Origin of the sequence: Burkholderia sp. Bp8963, assembly GCF_003854275.1 — a bacterium.
Taxonomy (GTDB): domain Bacteria; phylum Pseudomonadota; class Gammaproteobacteria; order Burkholderiales; family Burkholderiaceae; genus Burkholderia.
Map to the genome: position 1 here is coordinate 24058 of NZ_QTQP01000039.1, position 23493 is coordinate 47550.

A 23493-nucleotide genomic window follows, 5' to 3' on the forward strand; every position below is an offset into this window, starting at 1 on the left:
ATCGGTTCCGGCGTCATCCGCTGGCTGCCGCGCCCGCGCGTCCGGCCCGGTGCGGTTCGGCATGTTGTTATGGTGATGCGTCAGTTCTACGGCGGCCGGCCGCTTTACTTGAGTCCGGTAAAACACGCATCCGGCACGACGCCGCGCGGTTGCCGCTGCGTCTGTGCGCCGCCAGCGTTATAGCCGGCCAAAATGTCGGGCAGATATCGATTTACGTTGCCGATGGCCGATTCGTGGGATCGATGGCCGATTCACGACAAAACTTGGCCTGACATTCGTCATGCGCCACATTACACTTCTTTGACGCCGCAACGATTCCAACGCGCCGTTTCACAAGAGCGCATCCCCACCTCAACTCGCTCAGCTCACATGGAAACCAGCCTCGACACGCGTGCCGCCAGCCAGGCCACTCAGCCCACCACCCAACCGCCCGCAGCCCGCATCGCCTACCCGGTGCTCGGCGCGATCAGCTTCTCGCACATGCTCAACGACATGATCCAGTCGTTGATCCTCGCGATCTATCCGATGCTCAAGAGCCAGTTCTCGCTGTCGTTCGCGCAGATCGGGCTGATCACGCTCGTCTACCAGATCACCGCGTCGCTGCTGCAGCCGGTCGTCGGCCTCTATACGGACAAGCGCCCGCAGCCGTACTCGCTGCCGATCGGGATGGGCTTCACGCTGTCGGGGCTGCTGCTGATGTCGGTCGCGCCGAGCTTCCCGATGCTGCTCGCGGCCGCGGCGCTCGTCGGCTGCGGGTCGTCGGTGTTCCATCCGGAATCGTCGCGCGTCGCGCGGATGGCGTCGGGCGGCCAGCACGGGCTCGCGCAGTCGGTGTTCCAGGTCGGCGGCAATGCGGGCTCCGCACTCGGGCCGCTGCTCGCCGCGCTCGTGGTCATTCCGCACGGCCAGCACAGCATCGCGTGGTTCTCGGCGGCCGCGCTCGTCGCGATGATCGTCCTCACGCAGATCGGCCACTGGTACAAGAAGCATCCGTCGATCAGGAAGAAGGCCGCGCACGCGGCGCACGCGACGCTGTCACGCGGCCGCGTGATGGCCGCGATGAGCGTGCTGGTGCTGCTCGTGTTCTCGAAATACTTCTATCTCGCGAGCATCAACAGCTATTTCACGTTCTACCTGATCGACAAGTTCCACCTGTCGGTGCAGGCCGCGCAGTTCCACCTGTTCGTGTTCCTCGCAGCCGTGGCCGCCGGCACGCTGATCGGCGGGCCGGTCGGCGACCGCATCGGCCGCAAGTACGTGATCTGGGTGTCGATCCTCGGCGTCGCGCCGTTCACGCTGCTGCTGCCGTACGCGAACCTGTTCTGGACCAGCGTGCTGAGCGTGATCATCGGTGTCGTGCTCGCGTCGGCGTTCGCGGCGATCCTCGTCTACGCGACGGAACTGATGCCCGGCAAGGTCGGCACGGTCGCCGGGCTGTTCTTCGGCTTCGCGTTCGGGCTCGGCGGCGTCGGCGCCGCGGTGCTCGGCCAGCTCGCCGACGCGACGAGCATCGCGTTCGTCTACAAGGTGTGCTCGTTCCTGCCGCTCATCGGCGTGCTGACGGTGTTTCTGCCGGATCTCGAAGGAAGCCGGCGCGCGAAGAAGGCTTGACGTGACATGCGCTGCCCCGGCGCGCGACGACGCGCGCCGGGGTCATGCAGATGAGCGTACGACGAGTACGACGGCGGGAACGATGGCGGCTACGACAGCGGCGGCGCTCAGGCCGCCGTCGCCGCATGCAGCTTCAGGAAACGCTTCAGGATGCCGGACGAATACGTGCCCGCGATCGCCGACAGGAAGTGCGAGAACGACTGGGTTGCGTGATCGTCGGCGGTGTCCGAAATCGTGCGCACGAGCGCGAACGGCACGTCGTGTTCAGCGCACACCTGCGCGATCGCGGCGCCTTCCATCTCGACTGCCAGCGCATCGGGCAGCGCATCGCGCAACGCGATGACTTCCCGCTCGCTCGACACGAAGCGATCGCCGCTGATCACGAGCCCGCTGCGCATCTGCGCGCCGGCCAGCCGGAAGCGCTCGGCGAGCACACCGCCCTCCTCGGCGATGAATTGCGCACACGCGTCCTTCAGCCGGGCCGTCAGCCCCGGATCGGTTTCGAAATGCGTGATGCCGAGCAGCGGCACCTCGTAGCGCGGAAACAGCGGCGACGCATCGAGATCGTGCTGCATCAGCGTGTCCGCGACGACGACGTCGCCGACCCGCACCGCGTGCGCGACGCCGCCGGCGACGCCGGTAAACACGATCCCCGCGACGCCGAACACGTGGATCAGTGCGCTGACCGTCGCAGCGGCTGCGACCTTGCCGATCCGCGCGAGCGTGACGACGCACGCGGCGCCGTGCACGGTGCCGAGGTGATAGTCGCGACGGCCGAACGTGATCGTCCTGACCACGCCCTCCGCGCGCATTTCGGCGATCAGGTCGCCGAGTTCTTCGGGCAACGCGGCGAGAATGCCGAGCGGCCGGGTGGACATTGCAGAACTCATGTATGCGCTCATTCAACCGCCTGCAGTTTCGCGACCGCGAGTGCGAGCCACTTCTCGCCATGCCGCTTGAATTTCACCTGGGCCTTCGCATCCGCGCCGCTGCCTTCGAGCGCGGTAACGGTGCCTTCGCCGAACTTGTTGTGGAACACCTGCTGGCCGACGCGGAAACCGCTGCCGGCCGCGCGCTGCTGGTCCGCGAACGCGGGCAGCGGCGCCGACACGGCGGCATCGACGATCTGCTCGCGCCCGGCGCCCGGCCGCGCGAACCAGTCGCGGCCCCAGCCCGCGTTGTCGCTGCGGCCGCCGCCCCAGCGCGCGCCCGCCTCGACCTTCGGCGTCAGCCACTTCAGCACGTGCTGCGGCAGTTCGTCGAAGAACCGCGAGCGCACGTTGTAGCGCGTTTGCCCGTGCAGCATCCGGCTCTGCGCGAACGACAGGTAGAGCCGCTCCTTCGCGCGCGTGATCGCGACGTACATCAGACGCCGCTCTTCCTCGAGACCGGCCGCTTCCATCGCGCTGTTCTCGTGCGGGAACAGCCCCTCCTCGAGGCCGGTGATGAACACCGCCGCGAACTCGAGCCCCTTCGCCGCGTGCACGGTCATCAGCTGCACCGCGTCCTGCCCGGCCTGCGCCTGGTTGTCGCCGGCCTCGAGCGAGGCGTGCGACAGGAAGCCCGCGAGCGGCGTCATCGTATCGGGGTTCTGTGAGGGGTCGCCGAGCGCGGCCGGGTCCAGCACATCGGCTGCCGCGCTGTCCGGCGCCGCGGCGATTTCCGGCGCGGCGATCGCGCCCGCGCGCAGCGGGATCGAGCGGGCCGGCGTGTCGAGACCGTAGCCCTCCTCGCTGACGAACGCCGTCGCCGCGTTGACGAGTTCCTGCAGGTTCTCGAGCCGGTCCTGGCCTTCGCGCTCGCCCTGGTAGAAATCGGCGAGACCGCTCGCGCGCACGACATACTCGACCGTCTCGGGCAGGCTCATCTGCTGCGTGTCGGCTCGCATCTTCGCGACCAGGTTCGCGAACGCGCCGAGGCTCGTGCCGGCCTTGCCCGTCACGTACGGGATCGCCGCGGCCATCGCGCAGCCGTACAGCCGCGCGGCATCCGCGAGCTGCTCGATCGAGCGCGCGCCGATGCCGCGCGCCGGAAAGTTCACGACGCGCGCGAACGCGGTGTCGTCGTTCGGGTTGTCGATCAGGCGCAGATACGCGAGCGCGTGCTTGATTTCCTGCCGCTCGAAGAAGCGCAGCCCGCCGTACACGCGGTACGGGATGCCGGCCGTCATCAGCGTGTGCTCGATCGCGCGCGACTGCGCGTTGCTGCGGTACAGGACCGCGACCTCGCTGCGCGCCATGCCGGTGTTGATCAGCGAGCGGATCTCCTCGACGATCCAGCCGGCCTCCTGCGAATCGGTCGACGCCTCGTACACGCGCACGGGCTCGCCGTGGCCGGCGTCGGTGCGCAGGTTCTTGCCGAGCCGGTGCGCGTTGTTCGAGATCAGCTGGTTCGCCGCGTCGAGGATGTTGCCGTGCGACCGGTAGTTCTGCTCGAGCTTGATCAGGTTGCGCACGCGGAACTCGTTCTCGAAGTCGCGCATGTTGCCAACGTTTGCGCCGCGGAACGCGTAGATCGACTGGTCGTCGTCGCCGACCGCGAAGATCGCGTTCTGGCCGCCCGCGAGCAGCTTGAGCCACGCGTACTGCAGCTTGTTCGTATCCTGGAACTCGTCGACGAGGATGTGCCTGAAGCGCGCCTGGTAATGCGCGCGCAGCGGCGGGTTGTGCGCGAGCAGCTCGTAGCAGCGCAGCAGCAGCTCGGGGAAATCGACGACGCCTTCGCGCTGGCATTGCTGGTCGTATGCGTGGTAGAGCTCGACGAACTTGCGGTTGAAGCTGTCGGTCGCGTCGACCTTGTCGGGCCGCAGCCCCTGCTCTTTCGCGTTGTTGATGAAGTACTGGACGTTCTTCGGCGGATACTTCTCGTCGTCGACGTTCGCGGCCTTCATCAGCCGCTTGATCGCGGACAGCTGGTCGGCCGTGTCGAGGATCTGGAACGTCTGCGGCAGGCCCGCGTCGCGGTAGTGCGCGCGCAGCATCCGGTTGCACAGCCCGTGGAACGTGCCGATCCACATGCCGCGCGTATCGATCGGCATCATCGCCGACAGGCGCGCCATCATCTCGCGCGCGGCCTTGTTCGTGAAGGTGACGGCGAGCACCGTCGAGGGTGACGCGTAGCCGTGCTGGATCAGCCACGCGATCCGCGTGATCAGCACGCGGGTCTTGCCGCTGCCCGCCCCTGCGAGGATCAGCGCCGGTTCGTTCGGCAACGTGACGGCGGCGTATTGTTCAGGGTTCAGGTTGGCGAGCAGATCGGGCATGGAGCGGCAGCGGACGTGCGTAAGGAAAGCGGACCCGACATTATAAGTCCGCCGCGCGCGATGCTCGGACTGTCGCGTGCAATCCCCCCTGTCGATCCGCGCGATGCCGCGCCACGACGGGCTCTCGACGCGCCCGCACGGGCCGGGCGATGGCTGGCCGATGTGCATCCATTTATAATCGTCGGATTCAGCATCCAATTCACGCAATTTTCAGCAGATTTCCGACCATGAGCGACAGCACGCTGGCGAAGAGTTTCGAGCCCCACACCATCGAGTCCCAATGGGGGCCGGAGTGGGAAAAACGCGGCTATGCCGCCCCGGCCTTCGATCCGGCCAAGCCTGATTTCGCGATCCAGCTGCCGCCGCCGAACGTGACGGGCACGCTGCACATGGGGCACGCGTTCAACCAGACGATCATGGACGGCCTCACGCGCTACCACCGGATGCTCGGCGAGAACACGCTGTGGGTGCCGGGCACCGACCACGCGGGGATCGCGACCCAGATCGTCGTCGAGCGCCAGCTCGACGCGCAGGGCGTGTCGCGCCACGACCTCGGCCGCGAGAAGTTCGTCGAGCGCGTGTGGGAATGGAAGCAGCAGTCCGGCTCGACGATCACGGGCCAGGTGCGCCGCCTCGGCGCGTCGCCCGACTGGTCGCGCGAATACTTCACGATGGACGACAAGATGTCGGCCGCCGTGCGCGACGTGTTCGTCACGCTCTATGAACAGGGCCTGATCTACCGCGGCAAGCGCCTCGTCAACTGGGATCCGGTGCTGCTGACGGCCGTGTCCGACCTCGAGGTCGCGAGCGAAGAAGAGAACGGCCACCTGTGGCACATCCGCTACCCGCTCGTCGACGGCTCGGGCTCGCTGACGGTTGCGACCACGCGCCCCGAGACGATGCTCGGCGACGTCGCGGTGATGGTCCACCCGGAAGACGAGCGCTACAAGCACCTGATCGGCCAGTTCGTGAAGCTGCCGCTGACCGGCCGCGAGATCCCGGTGATCGCCGACGACTACGTCGACCTCGAATTCGGCACCGGCGTCGTGAAGGTCACGCCCGCGCACGACTTCAACGACTACCAGGTCGGCCTGCGCCACAACTTCGCGCCGATCGAGATCCTGACGCTCGACGCGAAGATCAACGACAACGGCCCCGAGCAATACCGCGGCCTCGACCGCTTCGACGCGCGCAAGGCGATCGTCGCCGATCTCGACGCGCAGGGCTTCCTCGAATCCGTGAAGCCGCACAAGCTGATGGTGCCGCGCGGCGACCGCACGGGCGTCGTGATCGAGCCGATGCTGACCGACCAGTGGTTCGTCGCGATGACGAAGCCCGCGCCGGAGGGCACGTTCAACCCGGGCAAGTCGATCACCGACGTGTCGCTCGACGTCGTGCGCAACGGCCAGATCAAGTTCGTGCCGGAAAACTGGACGACCACGTACTACCAGTGGCTCGAGAACATCCAGGACTGGTGTATCTCGCGCCAGCTGTGGTGGGGCCACCAGATCCCCGCGTGGTATGGCGAGAACGGCGAGGTATTCGTCGCACGCAACGAGGAAGACGCGCGCGCGCAGGCCGCCGCGAAGGGCTACACGGGTGCATTGAAGCGTGACGACGACGTGCTCGACACATGGTTCTCGTCGGCGCTCGTGCCGTTCTCGTCGCTCGGCTGGCCGAACGAAACGCCGGAGCTCGCGCACTTCCTGCCGTCGTCGGTGCTCGTCACCGGCTTCGACATCATCTTCTTCTGGGTTGCCCGGATGGTGATGATGACGACCCACTTCACCGGCAAGGTGCCCTTCCACACCGTCTACGTGCACGGCCTCGTGCGCGACGCGGAAGGCCAGAAGATGTCGAAGAGCAAGGGCAACACGCTCGACCCGATCGACATCGTCGACGGCATCGACCTCGAAACGCTGGTCGCGAAGCGCACGACGGGCCTGATGAATCCGAAGCAGGCTGCGACGATCGAGAAGAAGACGCGCAAGGAATTCCCGGACGGCATCGCCGCGTTCGGCACCGACGCGCTGCGCTTCACGATGGCGTCGATGGCGACGCTCGGCCGCAACGTGAACTTCGACCTCGCGCGCTGCGAAGGCTACCGCAACTTCTGCAACAAGCTGTGGAACGCGACGCGCTTCGTGCTGATGAACTGCGAAGGCCACGACTGCGGGCTCGACAAGCCGGAAGTGTGCGGCGCGGGCGACTGCGGCCCGGGCGGCTATCTCGACTTCTCGGCGGCCGACCGCTGGATCGTGTCGCTGCTGCAGCGCACCGAAGCCGACATCGCAAAGGGCTTCGCCGACTACCGCTTCGACAACATCGCGACCAGCATCTACAAGTTCGTCTGGGACGAGTACTGCGACTGGTATCTCGAACTCGCGAAGGTGCAGATCCAGAACGGCACGCCCGAGCAGCAGCGCGCGACGCGCCGCACGCTGCTGCGCGTGCTGGAAACGGTGCTGCGCCTCGCGCACCCGATCATCCCGTTCATCACCGAGGCGCTCTGGCAGAAGGTCGCGCCGCTCGCGGGCCGATATCCGGAGGGCAAGACCGACGGCGAAGCGTCGCTGATGACGCAGGCGTACCCGATCGCGGATCTCAAGAAGATCGACGAGGCGTCCGAACAATGGGCGGCCGACCTGAAGGCGATCATCGACGCGTGCCGCAACCTGCGCGGCGAGATGAACCTGTCGCCGGCAACCAAGGTGCCGCTGCTCGCGGCGGGCGAAGCCGAGCGCCTGCGCGCGTTCGCGCCCTATGTGCAGGCCCTCGCCCGCCTGTCGGAGGTGCAGATCCTCGCCGACGAGGCCGCGCTCGACAAGGAAGCGCACGGCGCGCCGATCGCGATCGTCGGTCAGAACAAGCTCGTGCTGAAGGTGGAAATCGACGTCGCAGCGGAACGCGAGCGGCTGTCGAAGGAAGTCGCGCGCCTGACGGGCGAGATCGCCAAGTGCAGCGCGAAGCTCGGCAACGAGGCGTTCGTCGCGAAGGCGCCGCCGGCGGTGGTCGAGCAGGAGCAGAAACGGCTTGCCGAGTTCCAGAGCACGCTCGCGAAACTCAGCGCGCAGCTCGAACGCCTGCCTGCGTAACAAACCGTAAGGTCATTTGCGTTCACTATAATTCGCAAATGACCATAGACCCGCTTGACGAGTCGGAAAAGGAACAAAGGATCGATCATGTTGAAAGTCACCAAGGCAGTCTTCCCGGTCGCAGGCCTAGGCACGCGCTTCCTGCCCGCGACGAAGGCCAGCCCGAAGGAAATGCTGCCCGTCGTCGACAAGCCCCTGATCCAGTACGCGGTCGAGGAAGCGATTGCCGCGGGCATCACGGAAATGATCTTCGTCACCGGGCGCAGCAAGCGCGCGATCGAGGACCATTTCGACAAGTCATACGAGATCGAGGCTGAACTCGAGGCGCGCGGCAAGGAAAAACTGCTCGAGCTGGTGCGCAGCATCAAGCCGAGCCACGTCGACTGCTTCTACGTGCGCCAGCCGGAAGCGCTCGGCCTCGGCCACGCGGTGCTGTGCGCGGAGAAGCTCGTCGCGGACAACCCGTTCGCGGTGATCCTCGCCGACGACCTGCTCGACGGCACCCCGCCCGTGATGAAGCAGATGGTCGACGTGTTCGACCACTATCACAGCTCGGTGATCGGCGTCGAAGAGATCCCGCCGTCGGAGACGAAGTCGTACGGCATCGTCGACGGCAAGGAATGGGAGGAGTCGATCATCAAGATGTCGGCGATCGTCGAGAAGCCGGAGCCGGAAGTCGCGCCGTCGAACCTCGGCGTGGTCGGCCGCTACGTGCTGAAGCCGCGGATCTTCCAGCACCTGCGCGCGCTGAAGCCGGGCGCGGGCGGCGAGCTGCAGCTGACCGACGCGATCGAGGCGCTGCTCGCCGACGAGCAGGTGCTGGCGTACAAGTACCAGGGCACCCGCTACGACTGCGGCAGCAAGCTCGGCTACCTGAAGGCGACCGTCGAATTCGCGCTGCGCCACCCCGAAGTCGCGACGGAGTTCGAGGCCTACCTGCGCTCGCGCGGCGTCGAGCAGCCCGCTGCCTGAATACCCGCCTGAATATCGCCTGAATATCCCGAAGTACTGCCGGCGCCCGCGGCACCGCGGGCTTCGGCAGCGGGTGCCGCGCTCAGTGTGCGGCGGCCGGTTTCACCGAGACGACGCCCGGCATCCCGCCCGCGTCGTCTTTTTTCGTCTTCACGAGCCAGCCGTCGCCTGCGTCGAACGGCAGCTTCGCGAGCGCGCTCTTCACGAGCGCCGGCGCCGCCTGCTGCGCACCCGGCTCGCGGTCGCGCAGCGCCGCCGACACGCGGTACACATCCGCACCCGACTTCGCATCGACGAAACGCAGCGTCAGCACGTGACGGTAGACCTTGCCCGCGAACGGCAGCCCGATCGGCGCCGGCCCGTCGGTGGCGACGCACGCGCTGCTCGCGCCGCCGCACTGCTCGGCCATCGTCGCGACCGCGGCGGGTTGCGTCGCAAAGGCGATCGACAGCCGGTAGCGCGCGTCGTTGAGCGGCTGCGCGTCGAAACCGCGGCGCGCGAGCTCGTCGTGCACGAGCGTCTCGATCTGCCGGTATTGCGCGTCGTCCGATTGCGCTGCGGTGCGCGCGAAACCGTAGCCGTGCGCGCCCGACGCGAACGCATCCGGCTGGCCGACCGCGGTCACGCCGGCCGTCATGCCGGCGCAGCCCGTCAACAGCGCCGCCGCGAGCGCAGCCGCCGTCCATTCGATTTTCATGACTTTCCCCAAATGCTTGCCGCCGCGCCCGCCCTGTCAGGCCGGCGGCTCGTCGATCGCGGGCAGCGCCACCGTCACCGCGGTGCCGACGCCCACTTTGCTGTCGACCGACACGCTGCCGCCATGGCGCGTGACGACCGTCTTCACGAATGCCATGCCGAGCCCCGACCCGGAAATCTCGGGCCGTTCGCCGGCATGGAACCGCTTGAAACGTTCGAACAGATGCCGCTGATCTTCCGGCGCAATCCCGTACCCCTGATCGCGAATCGTACAGAACATCCGCTTCGATGCGTGCTCGACCGTCAGCGTACACACGATCACCGTATCGGCCGGACTGTACTTGACCGCATTGTTCAGCAGGTTCACGAACGCGCGCGTGATCAGCGAACGATCCGCGTGCACCCAGCCCATTTCGTTGCCGACGTCGGTATCGATGCGGATGCGCTTGGCCTGCGCCTGCGGCCACACCTCGTCGCACGCGTCGATCAGCACGTCGACGAAACTCGTCGCCTCGAGCTGGTACACCTGCGATTCCGCGCGCGCGAGCTGCACGAATTCGTCGGCGAGCGACAGCGCGCGGTGCGCATAGCGCTCGATGCGCGCGAGCAGCCCGCGCACGTCGTCGGATTGGACGCGCTGCCGTTCGATCTCGACGAGCGCGAGGATCGACGACTGCGGCGAACGCATGTCGTGCGACAGCAGGTGCAGCGCCTCCTCGCGCTGGCGCTCGGCCGCATGCAGCTCGGTCACGTCGACGAGGCCGGCGATCCAGCCCGTCACCCGCCCCTGCGCGTTCGTGCAAGGCGCGTAGCGTAGCAGATGATCGAGGCCGTCGCGATCGCGCACCTCGATGCCGCGCGCCAACGCGCCGCTTTCCGCCTCGAGTGTCGGGTCGAGCGCGGCCGGCCAGTGCAGGCGGATCTCCGCGTCGTGCTCCGCATTGCCTTCGACTGTCTTGACGAAGGTCAGCTCGCCGAGCGCGGCGCGCAGCGGGCGCCCTTCCGGCAGCGGCAGCGCGAGCCGCGACCCGTAGCGTTTCGCCGCATGGTTCGCGATCAGCACGGTGCCGGCGAGGTCGGTGACGAAAATCGGCTCGGGCATGCTGTCGAGGCTGTCCCACACGAAGCGCTTCATGTCCTGCACGCGCTGCGCGGCCTGCGCCATCAGCGCCATCTGCCGTTCCAGCACGTCGCCGCCGACGCTGCGCGTGCGCGGCGCCTCCGGCAGCAGGTGCGGCTCGTCCGCGAGCCGTTGCAGCTCGCGGCGCAGGTACGACATCGTCATCTCGAGCCGGCGCCAGTTCCAGATCGGATACACGGCCACCAGCCCGAAGATCGCGGGCGCGGGTGACAGCCACAGCCGTGCTTCGTACAGCAGCGCCGCGCTCGCGACGACGGACAGCCCCGCCAGACTCAGCGTCAGCAGCAGCGCGCGCCACGGCGACAGCATCAGGAAACCCGCGAGCAGCACCGCGAGCGGCAGCAGCGACACCGCAAACAGCCCCGCGCGCGGCGCCGGCGAGATCGCGCGGCCCGTCGTCAGCATGTCGAGCACGCCGGCGTGAATGTAGACCCCCGCTAGCGGGCCGAAGTCGCCGGACACCGGCGTCGCGAACCGGTCGTAGAGCCCCGACGCGGTCACGCCGACCACGACGATCTTGCCGCGCAGCGTTTCCGGTTTCACGCGGCCTTCGAGCACGTCGTCGAACGACAGCGTCGGATAGGCCGGCGTATTACGGCTGAACGGGATCAGGTAGCGGCCCTCGCCGCTCGCCGAGTGCGCTAGGTCATGCGCGCGCGCATTGGGCGCCCCGCCCGCCGGATTCAGCTTGCCGGACGCGATCGATTCGAACACGGGCACCATCAGTTGCGGCCAGCGCACGCGGCCGTCGCTTTCGAACAGCGCGACGCTACGCACGATGCCGTCGGGATCGACTTCGAGGTTGATGTGGCCGAGGCCCGCCGCACGCGCCGCGAGCGCGGCCACCGGCGGATCGACACTGCGCGTGCCGTCCGCGCGCTCGGGGCTCAGCAGGATCGGCAGGAAGGTCGGCACGCGGCCGAGGCCGTCCGCGAACGTGCGGTCGTCCGGCGACGGCTCCGTGAACAGCACGTCGTAGACCACGGCCGCCGGCTGCGCGCGAACAAGCGTATCGAGCAGCCGCGCATGCACGCTGCGCGGCCACGGCCAGCGGCCGAGCGCCTGGACGCTCGGGTTGTCGATGTCGACGACGACGATGTCGGGCGACAGCGGCAGGCTGCGCAGCATCAGCAGCCGGTCGTAGATCAGCCCGTCGACGCTCGTCGACGCGCGGCCGATCGCGCACGCGACGATCACCGCGATCCCGAGGCAGCCGATCGCGATCCATTCGAACAGGAAGCGGCGGCCGAGCCGCCGCCGCGGAGACACGGTTTCGGGTTTCATGCTCCGCGGGTCAGCGCGACAGCGTGAACGCGCTGACCGGACTCGTCTTCTCGTAGAACTTGCCGCCTTCGAATTCCTCGACGGTCACCGCCCAGAAATACTCGCCGGGCGGCAGATTCGCGACCGTGATCGTCCGCGCCTGCAGGCCGACCTGGTCGACGACCGGCGCGCTCAGGTCCTTCGACTTCGACAGCACGAACCGGTAGCGCGCGCTCGCGCCCGCGCCGTTCGGCGACCAGCGGAACACATAGCCGCCCGCGCCGGGCCCGGCGGTCGCGTCGAGGCCCATCTGGCGCCGTTCGAACGCGTAGGTGCGCGGCAGGCCCTCGAGGCCGTTGTCGTCGATCGCGGCGATTCGCACGAAGTACATCCCGTTCGGCACGCCGTGGAACACCGCGCGTTGCGTATCGGTGCGCGTTTCGCTGAACAGGTCGAGCAGCCCGGCGTCGTGCGCAAGCTGCACGCGGTATGCATGCGCGCGCGGCAGCGGCGCGAGATCGAACGCGACGTCCGGCTCGTCCTGCACCTTCGCGGGATGCTCGAGCGCGGGCGCCGGCAGCAGCTCGACGGGCGCGCCCACCGTGCCGGACGACGTCGCGACGCTGCCGTAGTGCGCATGCACGAGCGTCGTATCCGCCGGGCGCCGGTTGCCCGCGACGCCCACCGCGCCGTCCAGCACTTCGACGCGCGTCGTCGCATTGCCGGCGGCGTCGTAATTGACACGGAAGCGCGTGCCGCGCACGCCGGCCACGACCGACGGCGAGCGGATCTGGAACCGGTCGTCGCGCTTCTTCAGATGGGTGACCTCGCTGTCGACCGAGCCGCGCGTCAGCTCGAACTCGCGGTCGAGCGTGCCGGTCAGCACGGTGCGGCGCAGCGTCTTCAGGTCGAGCTGGCTGTCGGGCGGCAGGCTCATGTGCGTGCCGTCGGCCAGCTCGAGCGTCACGAAGCCGTTCGCGCCGGTGCGCACGCGGTCGCCTTCGGCCAGCGTCGCGTCGGCCGCAAGCGGCACGTACGCGTCGCCGGACGCGCGCTCGGCCGGACCCTGCACGGCCACCACCCGCGCGGTCAGCCGCTCCTTGCGCAGCCGCGCGACCGGAAGCTTCAGAGCGATGCCCGGCTGCAGGCGCTTCGGCGCCGGCACGCCGTTCAGCTGCTGGAGCACCTGCCAGTCATCCGGGCCCTGCAGGTAGCGCGCGGCAACGTCGTACAGCGTGTCGCCGCCGCGCGTCGTATAGATGACCGTCTTGCCCGCCCCACTGCCGGACGGCGGCGCGGCGAGCGCCTGCTGGACCGCGATCGCGGCGGCGAGCACGCATGCTCCCCGCAGGCCCGCCGCGCGCCATCCGCGTTGCGTGATCGACATGGTCACTCCGGTTCCCCCTGGCCGACCCGTTCGAGGCGATAGCCGTAGCCGTAGATCGGCGCGAGGCGGTAGCCGTTCTCCGGCCGCAGGCCGAGCTTCGTGCGCAGCATCGAGATGTGCGTATCCATCGTACGCGACGGAATGTCGGTGGCCTGCTTCCAGACGAGATCGAGAATGTGCGCGCGCGACAGCGGCCGGTCGAGATGCTGGAACAGCAGCAGCGCGAGCTCGAATTCCTTCTGCGTGAGGCTCACCGGCTTGTCGCCGACGTACGCCTGCTTCAGGTTCACGTCGAAGCGGAACTGGTCGAATTCGCGCACCGTCGACTCGGCGTTGACCGGGTATGCGCGGCGCAGCAGCGAGCCGATCCGCGCGCGCAGGATCGGGCCGGACACCGGCTTGACGACGTAGTCGTCCGCGCCGGCGTTGAGGATCTGCGTGATCCCCGCTTCATCGTCGCGGCTCGTCATGAAGATGATCGGCAGGCTGTGCTCGGTCTGATTGGCACGCACCCACTTCAGCACTTCCTCGCCGGACATGTCGGGCACGTTCCAGTCGAGCACGAGCAGATCGAACGTCTCGCGCTGCAAGCGCTTCTTCAGCGCCTTGCCTTCCTTGAACGCATAGCAGGTATGGCCCGCGGCCGTCAGCGTTTGACTGACGAAGTCCGTCTGGGCCGGATCGTCATCCAGTACAGCAATTCTCATAGCACCCCGCAAAACGAAATCCATCCGTCCAGTTCGGCCCCTCGCGCTCACCGCCGTGCTGCCTGTACGACAGGCGCACCGGCATCGGTACCGCCAGGCCGGCAAGCTGCATCTGCACCCGCGTGCGCGGCGCGCTAGCGGGTGAAACCGGCAAATATCTCAAAAACGGGGCGCGGACGAACCGGCGATTTCAGCATAGTAGTATGAAATACGCCAAGGATTTGCGCGGACCAGGGTCCTTTCTTCGAATAATCCTTACTGCAACGCGGTCCGCCCGCCTACTCGGCGCGCGCGATACACGCTTGCCCGCCTGCCGCCGCAGGCTGTCGCAGCGCGGGCTGCCCCAGCACCCGCAGCAACTGGCCGCGCACCCGTTCCCACGCAGCAGCAGCGTAGTCGGGCTGACTCGCCGCCCATGCATGGGCCAGGTCGAACACGCGTTCGACGGTGGCCCCGCAATGCGTGAGGCCCGGCTCCCCGTCCGGTGCGGCTTCGCGCAGCCATTCGGCGAGCCACGGCATGTCCGCCGCGGCAGAATCGGCATAGGCTTCCAGTGCGGCGCGCGCATGACGGTCATGTCGCGGGTCGAGCTCGATACGGCTCAACCCGAGCGCGCGCGTTGGCGCGGTGCGCTCCGCTGCGGACGGACGTCGAATTGTCCCTGGTCTGAAGGACATGTTCTCTCCCCGTTGTACGACGGCAGCGTCAGGCATGGGCCCCCGTGCCCGCCTCGAATCGACGTACCGTGGCCGGTGCATGCGTCGAGCGCGGACGACCGGCCGGGTCAGTATACGTAGCCGGCAGCAAAGCGAGGTTTAAGAATTGTCAGAGGCGCGACCGCGCGGAACCGGGCACCGCCCGCATCGGGAGCAGGCCAGGAGAAGGCCGGGAGAGCGCCGCGTGGCGCGGCGCAAGGCGCCGGCCGTCAGCGGCGGCGCATCAGGAACACGAAGGTCTTGTCCTGCGTCGACGACTCGACGATCTCGTTGCCCGTCTGTTTTGCGAACGCGGCAAAATCGCGCTGCGAGCCGGGATCGGTCGCAAGCACCTTGAGAATCTGCCCGCTTTCCATGTCCGCGAGCGCTTTCTTCGCGCGCAGGATCGGCAGCGGGCAATTGAGCCCGCGCGCGTCCACTTCCTTGTGAATCTGCATCGCCTGTCGACCTTCGAATGACGCGCCGCACGCGGCGCTGGAGGAATCTGCGATTTTACCGCAGCCCCGCCGCGCCTGCCGGACCCGTCCGTCAGGTCGTCTCCTTGGTGTCGCGCGAGCTGCCGGTCGTCGTCGGCAGATAAGAAAGCTCGAGCCGGTAGGCCAGCGCGACGAACAGGCTCTGCGCAAGGCCCATCGTGGCCGTCAGCGCGCGAAATCCGAACGTCGCGCTGTCCTGCACGAGCAGCGTCGCCTCAGCGTCGCGCGCGAGCGGGCTCATCCGGCTGTCGGTGATCGCGATCACGCGTGCGCCGCGCTGTGCGGCCTGCTGCGCGACCTGCACCGTCTCTTCCGCATACGGCATGAACGAAATCGCGATCAGCACGTCGCCGGCGCGCACCGAGCGGATCTGTCCGAGCTGCATGCTGCCGAGCGCGCTGAACAGGCCGATGCGCTTGTCGGTGTGCTGCAGCGCGTAATCGAGGTACGCGGCGATCGGAAACGCGCGCCGGGAGCCGGCGATCCAGATCGCCTGCGTATCGGCCAGCAGGTCGACGGCCTGCGCGAACGCTTTCGGATCCAGCGTCTGGCGCAGCTGCTGCATGCCGGCAATGCTGCCCTTGATGAACTCGTCGACGATCTGCTCGGGTTGCAGGCTCGACGAACCCGATTCGATCACGTCGCGCAGGCGCAGGTTGTACGCACGCCCCGGCGCAATCTGCTGCGCGAGCCCGTCGCGGAACAGCCGCTGCATCTCGGAAAAGCCCGAGAAGCCGAAATGCTTCGCAAAGCGTACGACCGCGGACGGCTGCACGCCGCATTGCTCGGCGAGCGACTGGATGCCTTCGAGGCCAAGCTGGTCCCGTTGCGTCTCGACATGACGCGCAATCACCTTGAGGCGATTGCTCAGCCCGTCATATTCCTGCGTCAGACGCTGCAGGAACTGCTCGACGGTGGCGGGAGGATTCTGGGATGGACTCATCGGTTGGCGCGTAGTTGACAGTCCCGGCACTCGCCTCCTGCGGCGGAGGACCGGCCAGGGCTCACCTGAACACATGCGTGGTGCGCGATTCTAATCCCGTTGCCCGGGCAACGTCGTCACGTCGCCGCATCCACGCGCTCGATCACCGCTTGCCTGCACTGCGCGACACGATTGGAAATTATTTTCCAACGCTCGCCAGGCGCCGTAAATATTAGGGCGTCTACCAATGTGCGTGCGGCCGCGCGACGACGCGCAGTCGCAGGTGCGCGTCGCGCTGCGGCCGGTTGTCATACGTCCGATCAGCGATAGTCGATCCAGACGCCGCCCTCGTCCGCGGAGCGCACGCAGTTCTCGACCCAGCGCACCCCTTCGACGCCGGCATGGACGTCCGGATAGCGGATGCCTTTCAGCGTCTCCGTATCGCGCCGGTCGGTCGCGTCCATCGCGAGCGCGAACCGCGAGTACAGATTCGACCATGCTTCGAACAGGCCTTCCGGGTGCCCCGCGCCGATCCGGTCGTCGCGCAGCGCGTGCGGATGCAGGTAGCCCATTCCGCGATCGAGGATCTGCGCCGGCTGCCCCTGGACCTCGTAGCGCAGCTGGTTCGGATGCTCGTCCCACCATTCGATGCTCGCCTTCGAGCCGATCACGCGCACCTTCTGGCTGTGCATCGAGCCCGCGTTCACCGCGCTCGACCACACGTAACCGATCGCGCCGCTGTCGTATTCCATGATCGTGAACGCATTGTCCTCGAGCGGCGCGCGGCTCTTCACGAAGCTCTGCCGCGAGCACATCAGCCGCCTGATCTTCAGGTCCGGCACCATCACTTCGGAGATGTACAGCGGGTGCGTGCCGATGTCGCCGAGCACGTAGCTCGGGCCCGCGAACTTCGGATCCACGCGCCAGCGCGTCGCGGGGTTCGCGGCTTCGACGCCCTCGCTGTGAAAACCGTGCGCAAACTGCATCTGCACGATGCGGATCTCGCCAAGATCGCCGCGCGCGATCATCTCGCGCGCCTGCTCGATCATCTGGTGTCCGGAATAACCGTACGCGACGCCGACGATCTTGTTCTGCTCGGCCGCGAGGCGCTGCAGTTCCTCGGCCTCGGCCGTCGTGAAGCACAGCGGCTTCTCGCAGACCACGTGCAGCCCCGCGTTCAGCGCGGCCCGGCAAATCTCGAAGTGCGTGTTGTTCGGCGTCGCGATCGACACCGCGCGAATGCCGTCCGGGCGGCGCGCCTCGACCTCGAACATCGTCCGGTAGTCGTCGTAGCAACGCTCGGCGGCCACGCCCAGCTTCACGCCGAACGGGCGGCCGCGCTGCGGATCGATGTCGAACGCGCCTGCGACAAGCTGGAAACTGCCGTCGCGCAACGCGGCCGAGCGGTGGCTGTAGCCGATCTGGCTGCCAAGGCCGCCGCCGACCATGCCCCAGGGAATCGAGTGTCCGAGCAAAATCTGTCCGTCGATCATGATGATTGCAATCCTTGTATGTGGTTCACGCAAATCCCGCCGATGCGAGGAACGCGCGGCTTGCCGCGACGTCGCGCAGGCTGGTGCCCGCGTTGCGCGGATCGCGTTCCTGCTCGATCGTGATGTAGCCGGCATAGCCGATGTCGTCGAGCGTGCGCTTGATGGCCGGGTAGTCGAGCACGCCCTTGCCGATCGGGCACATCACGCCGCGCGCGCACGCGGCGAAAAACGCGATGTGCTCGCCCATCACCGCGTCGTAGGTCGACGCGTCGATGTCCTTGAAATGGACGTATTCGATGCGTTCGGCATACCGGCGCAGCCACGTTTCCGGGTCCATGCCCGAGTAGTAGAGATGGCCGGTGTCGAGACACAGGCCGGCCGTTTCGGCCGGGATGTCGGCGACGATCCGGTCGATCTCGTCAGCGAATTCGATATGGCCGCCCGCATGCGGATGGACGACCGCGCGCACGCCGAACTCATCGCGCGCGATTGCCGCGATCTGCCGGATGTGCTCGACCATGCCCGCCCAGCGCGCGTCGGACAGGCGCGGCGCGCGGTCCGCATGGCCGGCCGCGTAATCGCGCTCCGGGTGCCCCCAGTCCATCACGACGAGGTATGGCGCCGCGTAGCGCTGCCCGTCCTGGGTCGGCAATTGCGGCAGTTGCGTGATCAGCGCGCAGATCTCGCGCGTCTGGCGCAGCAGGCTCGGCAGGTTCTCCGGCGACACCAGATCGTCGAAGATCGTGCCGGCCGTGATGCTCAGGCGCTGCCGTTCCAGTTCCGCGCGAACGACGTCCGGCTGCAGCGGGATGTAGCCGTACGGGCCGAGCTCGATGCCCGAGTACCCGGCTTCGGACGCCTCGGACAGCACGTGCTGCCACGCCGGCAGGTGCGGGTTCTTCACGTCGTCGACGCCCCAGCAGCAGGGCGCGCAACCTATTTTCATCGTCATGTCAGTCTGTCGAAGAAGATCCCGGCCTGCGGCCGGGTGGTGAAAACGGCGCCGCCGTCACGCCCCGTAAAACGCCGGGCGCTCGGCCATCGCGATCGGCTCGACCGCACCGCTCTGCTGCGCGCGCACGCACGCGTCCGCGGCCGCTGCGGCCGCATACCCGTCCCATGCCGACGGCCCCGTCAGCGCGCCCTGCCGCACGCCGTCGACGAACGCCTGCAGCTCGACGTCGTACGACGCGATGAAGCGCTCCTTCCAGTCGGTCATGATCGCCGTCGCATGCCGGGCCGCGTGCTTCATCGATACCGCCGGCGGGTCGGGTAGCTTCGCGATGCCGTCCTCGCCCACCACTTCGCACTGGATGTCGTAGCCGTACTGGCAATTGACGAAGATCTCGACGTCGATGCGCACGCCGTTCGCCGTTTCGAGCAGCACGATCTGCGGATCGGCGAGGTGTGCCGACGCATGGCGGGTCTTCTTCGGGTACACGACCTGTGCACTCACATAGTCGTCGTCGAGCAGCCAGCGCAGCACGTCGAGTTCGTGGATCAGCGTGTCGGTGATCGCCATGTCCGTCGTGTAGCGGTCGCCGACCGACTGGTTGCGGTGCGCGCAATGCAGCATCAGCGGCGCGCCGATCGTGCCGCTCGCGATCACCTGCTTCAACGCGCGGTAGCCTTCGTCGTACGGGCGCATGAAGCCGACCTGCACGAGCCGGCGGCCATGCGCCTGCTCCGCTTCGACGATCCGCAGGCAGCCTTCGGCGGTGGTCGCGAGCGGCTTCTCGCAGAACACCGGCTTGCCGCGCGCGATCGCCTTCAGCACGAATTCTTCGTGCGTCGGGCCCCACGACGTGACGAGCACCGCCTGCACGTCCGCCGCATCGATCACCTGATGTCCGTCGCCGTAAACCTCGGCCGACAGCCCGTATTTCGTCACGGCGTCGTGCGCCTGTCGCAGGTCGATGTCGGTCACCGCGACCACCGTGGCACCCGACAGCGTCCGGGTCAGCCTGCGAATGTGATCCTGGCCGATCGCGCCGCAACCGATCACGCCAATTTGCAAAGTCATGTTTGTCTCCACGTTGTCAGACCCGCGCGGCGCGCGGGTCACCGATGCTTTCCGCCGACTTGTCGCCGACGCGATCGCGCCGGCAAGTTCACCGCGCCGCGGCGCGGAAATACTGGCCGATATAGCGCTGCATCTCGTCGCGCATGAAGCGGGACGACGCATCCGCGCGCTCTTCCCACGCAAACACGCAGGACGACATCACGCCGTCGAAACCGACCTCGCCGAGCGTGCGGAAGAACACGTCCCAGTCGATCTCGCCCTGCCCGATGTCCAGATGCTGGTGCACGCGGATCTGTGTCGAGCCCGGCGGGTTGACGATGTAGCGGAGCTGGCTGCTCTTCTTGTGATCGAACGTATCGGCGACGCGCACGTGCGCGAGCACCGGCGCGGCCTCGCGGATCATCGCCGCCATGTCGTCGCCGTAATGGAACGTATGCGGCGCGATATACGAAATCTTCAGCGCGGACGAGCCGATGTTCTTCACGATGTCGACGGCCGGCTGAAGCTGCTCGATCCAGTCCTCGGGGTGCGGCTCGACCGACAGCGTGATGCGTTCGCGCTCGAGGATCGGCAGCAGCTCGTCCATCGAACGGAACCACGCGGCTTCGCACAGCTCCTTCGGGTTCGCGCCCGGCCGCTCGCCGACCGAGCGTTCCGGCGACGCGCCGCGGCCGAACTCCGACACCATCAGCGGGCATTCCATTTCGACGGCGACCTCGATCGCCCTCTTCCAGCAGCGCACCGCCCATTGCCGCTCGTCGTCGAACGGGCTCGCCCAGCGGTACATCGGCTGCAGCGACGCGAGGCCCACGCCGCTCGCGTGCAGCGCCTGCCGGAACGCCGTCATGCGTTCGCGGGTTGCGCGCGGCATCACCCACCAGTCGAGGAAGTCGCTGCGCGGCGAAAGCTCGATCTGGTCGTAGCCGAGCTCCGCCACCGCGTGCGGCAGCCGGTCGAGCGGCACGTGGCGGATCATGTAGGGATCCAGAGCAATCTTCATGGCTATCCTTGGTCGATTCCCGTGTCGGCGGCCGTCGCGGGCCTCAGCGGCGCGCTTTCTTGTTGCGGTACTGGTCGGCGATCACGGCCGCGACGATGATCGCGCCCTTGACCATCTCCTGGTAGTACGCGTCGATGCGGATGAACGTGAAGCCCGACGTCATCACGCCGAGGATCAGCACGCCGATCACGGTGCCCGTCACGCGCCCGAGGCCGCCCGACAGCGACGTACCGCCGATCACGACCGCCGCGATCGCATCCAGCTCGTACATCACGCCCATCCCCGACTGGCCGGAGATCGCGCGTGCCGCGGTCACGGTGCCCGCGATGCCGCTCAGCAGGCCGGCGATCGCATACACGAATATCAGGTGACGGGTCACGTTGATGCCCGACACGACCGCCGCCTGACGGTTCGCGCCGATCGCATACGTGTACTTGCCGAACCGCGTGTAGCGCAGCACCACGTGGAAGATCGCCGCGATCACGATGAAGATGATCACCGGATTGGCGCCCGAGCCGATCGCCGCGAACGGGTCGGTCAGCATCGACACTGGCATGCCGTTGGTGAACCATTTCGCGAAGCCGCGCGCGGCGACCATCGTGCCGAGCGTCGCGATAAACGGCGGGATCCCGGTAAACGCAATCAGCGAACCGTTGAGCAGGCCGACCAGCAGCCCGACGCACACGCCGGCGAGCACCGGCCAGATCACCGGCAGATCCGTCAGGTGTGGAAACACCGCGCGCGGAAAGTCGGACACCTGCGCGAGGCTCGCGGACACCACCGCCGCCGCCGCGACCACGGACCCCGACGACAGATCGATGCCGCTCGTGATGATCACGAGGTTGACGCCCACCGCGATGATGCCGATCACAGCCATCTGCAGCACGATGATCTCGAGCCGTTCCGCGTTGAAGATGAAGCTCTGGCCGACGACGATCCAGCCCGCCACCTCGAAGAACAGGCTGATGCCCACCAGCACGAGGAAGATGCTGAGTTCCGGCGGCCACTTCGCGCGCCGGGTCTTGGCCGTCATGGACTGTGCGTCCGCGATCGAATTGAGGTTGCCCATTTCAGTTGTCTCCATGCTTTGTTCGAGTCACCGTGATCACCGTGATGCCAGGTCCATGATGCGCACCTGGTCGGCGTCCTTGCGCTCGACGATGCCCGTCATCCGGCCTTCGTGCATGACCATGATCCGGTCGCTCATGCCGAGCACCTCCGGCATCTCCGACGAGATCATCAGCACCGCGACGCCCTTGCCGGCCAGCGCGCTCACGAGGCGGTGGATCTCGGCCTTCGCGCCGACGTCGATGCCACGCGTCGGCTCGTCGAGGATCAGGATCCGCGGCTGGGTCAGCAGCCACCGCCCGATCAGTACCTTCTGCTGGTTGCCGCCCGACAGGTTCTGGATTTCCTCGTGCAGCCCCGGCGACTTCACGCGCAGCATCCGGCTCATCTCCTCGCAGTCGCGCTTCAGCTGCGCGTGCTGCACGAAGTTGAACTTCACGTAGCGGTTCTTCAGCACCGCCGCTTCCATGTTCGCGAGCAGGTCGAGGTTCAGGAAGCAGCCCGTGTCCTTGCGGTCCTCGGTGAGGAACGCCATCCCGTGCTTCATCGCCTGCGCGGGCGATGCGATCCGCACCGGCTTGCCGTCGATGCGGATCGCGCCGGAAGTCGCCGGCACGACGCCGAACAGCGCCTCCGCGACGTTCGAGCGCCCCGAGCCGACGAGACCCGCGACGCCGAGAATCTCGCCCGCGCGCAGCTCGAAGCTCACGTCGCGGAACACGCCGCTCACACCGAGGTTCTTCACCGACAGCACGACGTCGCCGATCGGCACTTCTTCCTTCGGGAACATCTGCGTGATCTCGCGCCCGACCATCATCCGGATGATGTCATCGCGCGTGACGTCGCTCGACGCATGTGTGCCGATGTACTTGCCGTCGCGGAACACCGAGAACTCGTCGGCGATCTCGAACAGCTCGTTCATCTTGTGCGTGATGTAGACGATGCCCTTGCCCTGCTCGCGCAGCTGGCGAATGATGCGGAACAGGTGGACGACTTCCTTGTCGGTCAGCGCCGACGTCGGCTCGTCCATGATCAGCACGTCCGAGTCGAACGACACCGCCTTCGCGATCTCGACCATCTGGCGGCTCGCGACGGTCAGCGTGCGCACCTCGGCGTCCGGGTCGACATCGATCGACAGGCGCTCGAACAGCGCCGCGGTCTTGCTGCGCAGCGCCGCATGGTCGATCAGCCCGAAGCGGTTCTTCGGTTCGCGGCGGATCCAGATGTTCTCCGCGACCGTCATGTACGGCATCAGGTTGAGTTCCTGGTGGATCATCGCGATGCCGCGGTCGAGCGCGTCGAGCGGGCCGTTCAGCGTGACCGGCTCGCCTTTCAGGCGAATCTCGCCCTTGTCCGGCGTGTAGACGCCGGCGATGATCTTCATCAGCGTCGACTTGCCGGCGCCGTTCTCGCCCATCAGCGCATGAACAGTGCCGCGCCGCACGCGGAACTGCACGCCGTCGAGCGCGACGACGCCGGGAAAGGATTTGCCCACGCCGCGGACTTCCAGCAGGCAGTCAGCGGCGGACGGGGTGGACGAAGCGCCCGGCGTGTCCTCGCTGGACATCGGCCGGGCCATCATCTTGGCTGGGGACATGGACGTTCCTCGGAAGTCGCGCGCGGGCCGCGTCGCCGCCGGCCCGTGCGCTGCAACGGATGGC

At 67.4% G+C, this 23493-nt stretch carries 18 protein-coding genes; 3 read left to right on the forward strand and 15 right to left on the reverse strand.

What is annotated here, in order from left to right; genetic code table 11:
• Positions 1 to 369: 369 nt before the first annotated feature.
• On the forward strand, positions 370 to 1611 hold the full coding sequence (locus DID96_RS27075; RefSeq protein WP_124602316.1) for an MFS transporter: 1242 nt from the start codon (positions 370 to 372) through the stop codon (positions 1609 to 1611).
• A gap of 107 nt (positions 1612 to 1718) precedes the next feature.
• On the opposite strand, the gene DID96_RS27080 is transcribed toward DID96_RS27075, so the two are convergent.
• Entirely contained in the window at positions 1719 to 2501 is a 783-nt protein-coding gene (locus DID96_RS27080; protein ID WP_124602317.1) for a 5'-methylthioadenosine/adenosylhomocysteine nucleosidase, read from the reverse strand.
• Positions 2502 to 2509: 8 nt separating this feature from the next.
• Positions 2510 to 4873, reverse strand: coding sequence for a UvrD-helicase domain-containing protein (locus tag DID96_RS27085; protein ID WP_124602318.1), 2364 nt, complete (start codon positions 4871 to 4873; stop codon positions 2510 to 2512).
• Positions 4874 to 5100: 227 nt separating this feature from the next.
• Between DID96_RS27085 and DID96_RS27095 the strand changes: the two genes are divergently transcribed.
• Together DID96_RS27095 and galU are read left to right on the forward strand one after the other, a co-directional pair.
• Positions 5101 to 7968, forward strand: coding sequence for a valine--tRNA ligase (locus DID96_RS27095; protein WP_124602353.1), 2868 nt, complete (start codon positions 5101 to 5103; stop codon positions 7966 to 7968).
• An 87-nt stretch (positions 7969 to 8055) separates the two neighbouring features.
• Positions 8056 to 8940: a UTP--glucose-1-phosphate uridylyltransferase GalU gene (gene galU / locus DID96_RS27100; RefSeq protein ID WP_124602319.1), complete on the forward strand. Its 885-nt coding sequence runs from the start codon at positions 8056 to 8058 to the stop codon at positions 8938 to 8940.
• A gap of 82 nt (positions 8941 to 9022) precedes the next feature.
• Here galU and DID96_RS27105 read toward each other — a convergent pair whose 3' ends face one another.
• The 13 genes from DID96_RS27105 to DID96_RS27165 all read right to left on the reverse strand — a co-directional run bounded on the left by DID96_RS27105 (position 9023) and on the right by DID96_RS27165 (position 23429).
• A complete protein-coding gene (locus DID96_RS27105) occupies positions 9023 to 9637 on the reverse strand; it encodes a DUF4136 domain-containing protein (protein ID WP_124602320.1) in 615 nt (204 codons plus the stop codon).
• 36 nt (positions 9638 to 9673) lie between these two features.
• Entirely contained in the window at positions 9674 to 12061 is a 2388-nt protein-coding gene (locus tag DID96_RS27110) for a CHASE2 domain-containing protein (RefSeq protein WP_124602321.1), read from the reverse strand.
• A gap of 10 nt (positions 12062 to 12071) precedes the next feature.
• Positions 12072 to 13433, reverse strand: coding sequence for a FecR domain-containing protein (locus tag DID96_RS27115; protein WP_124602322.1), 1362 nt, complete (start codon positions 13431 to 13433; stop codon positions 12072 to 12074).
• Positions 13430 to 14134 carry a response regulator transcription factor gene (locus DID96_RS27120; protein ID WP_124602323.1) on the reverse strand — a complete coding sequence of 235 codons (705 nt, stop codon included), beginning with the start codon at positions 14132 to 14134 and terminating at the stop codon, positions 13430 to 13432. The genes DID96_RS27115 and DID96_RS27120 overlap by 4 nt, the downstream gene beginning before the upstream one ends.
• A 278-nt stretch (positions 14135 to 14412) precedes the next feature.
• Positions 14413 to 14811: a hypothetical protein gene (locus DID96_RS27125; RefSeq protein WP_124602324.1), complete on the reverse strand. Its 399-nt coding sequence runs from the start codon at positions 14809 to 14811 to the stop codon at positions 14413 to 14415.
• Positions 14812 to 15059: 248 nt separating this feature from the next.
• Positions 15060 to 15287, reverse strand: coding sequence for a sulfurtransferase TusA family protein (locus DID96_RS27130; RefSeq protein WP_038713912.1), 228 nt, complete (start codon positions 15285 to 15287; stop codon positions 15060 to 15062).
• 91 nt (positions 15288 to 15378) lie between these two features.
• Positions 15379 to 16269 carry a MurR/RpiR family transcriptional regulator gene (locus DID96_RS27135; protein ID WP_124602325.1) on the reverse strand — a complete coding sequence of 297 codons (891 nt, stop codon included), beginning with the start codon at positions 16267 to 16269 and terminating at the stop codon, positions 15379 to 15381.
• Between the two features lie 299 nt (positions 16270 to 16568).
• Positions 16569 to 17741 carry a Gfo/Idh/MocA family protein gene (locus DID96_RS27140; RefSeq protein ID WP_124602326.1) on the reverse strand — a complete coding sequence of 391 codons (1173 nt, stop codon included), beginning with the start codon at positions 17739 to 17741 and terminating at the stop codon, positions 16569 to 16571.
• A 25-nt stretch (positions 17742 to 17766) separates the two neighbouring features.
• On the reverse strand, positions 17767 to 18693 hold the full coding sequence (locus tag DID96_RS27145) for a TIM barrel protein (protein ID WP_124602327.1): 927 nt from the start codon (positions 18691 to 18693) through the stop codon (positions 17767 to 17769).
• Positions 18694 to 18750: 57 nt separating this feature from the next.
• Positions 18751 to 19764, reverse strand: coding sequence for a Gfo/Idh/MocA family protein (locus DID96_RS27150; protein ID WP_124602328.1), 1014 nt, complete (start codon positions 19762 to 19764; stop codon positions 18751 to 18753).
• A gap of 88 nt (positions 19765 to 19852) precedes the next feature.
• Entirely contained in the window at positions 19853 to 20764 is a 912-nt protein-coding gene (locus tag DID96_RS27155) for a sugar phosphate isomerase/epimerase family protein (protein WP_124602329.1), read from the reverse strand.
• Positions 20765 to 20807: 43 nt separating this feature from the next.
• A complete protein-coding gene (locus tag DID96_RS27160) occupies positions 20808 to 21833 on the reverse strand; it encodes an ABC transporter permease (RefSeq protein WP_124602354.1) in 1026 nt (341 codons plus the stop codon).
• A 36-nt stretch (positions 21834 to 21869) separates the two neighbouring features.
• Complete coding sequence (locus DID96_RS27165; RefSeq protein WP_124602330.1) at positions 21870 to 23429, reverse strand: sugar ABC transporter ATP-binding protein; 1560 nt, start codon at positions 23427 to 23429, stop codon at positions 21870 to 21872.
• Positions 23430 to 23493: the final 64 nt, after the last annotated feature.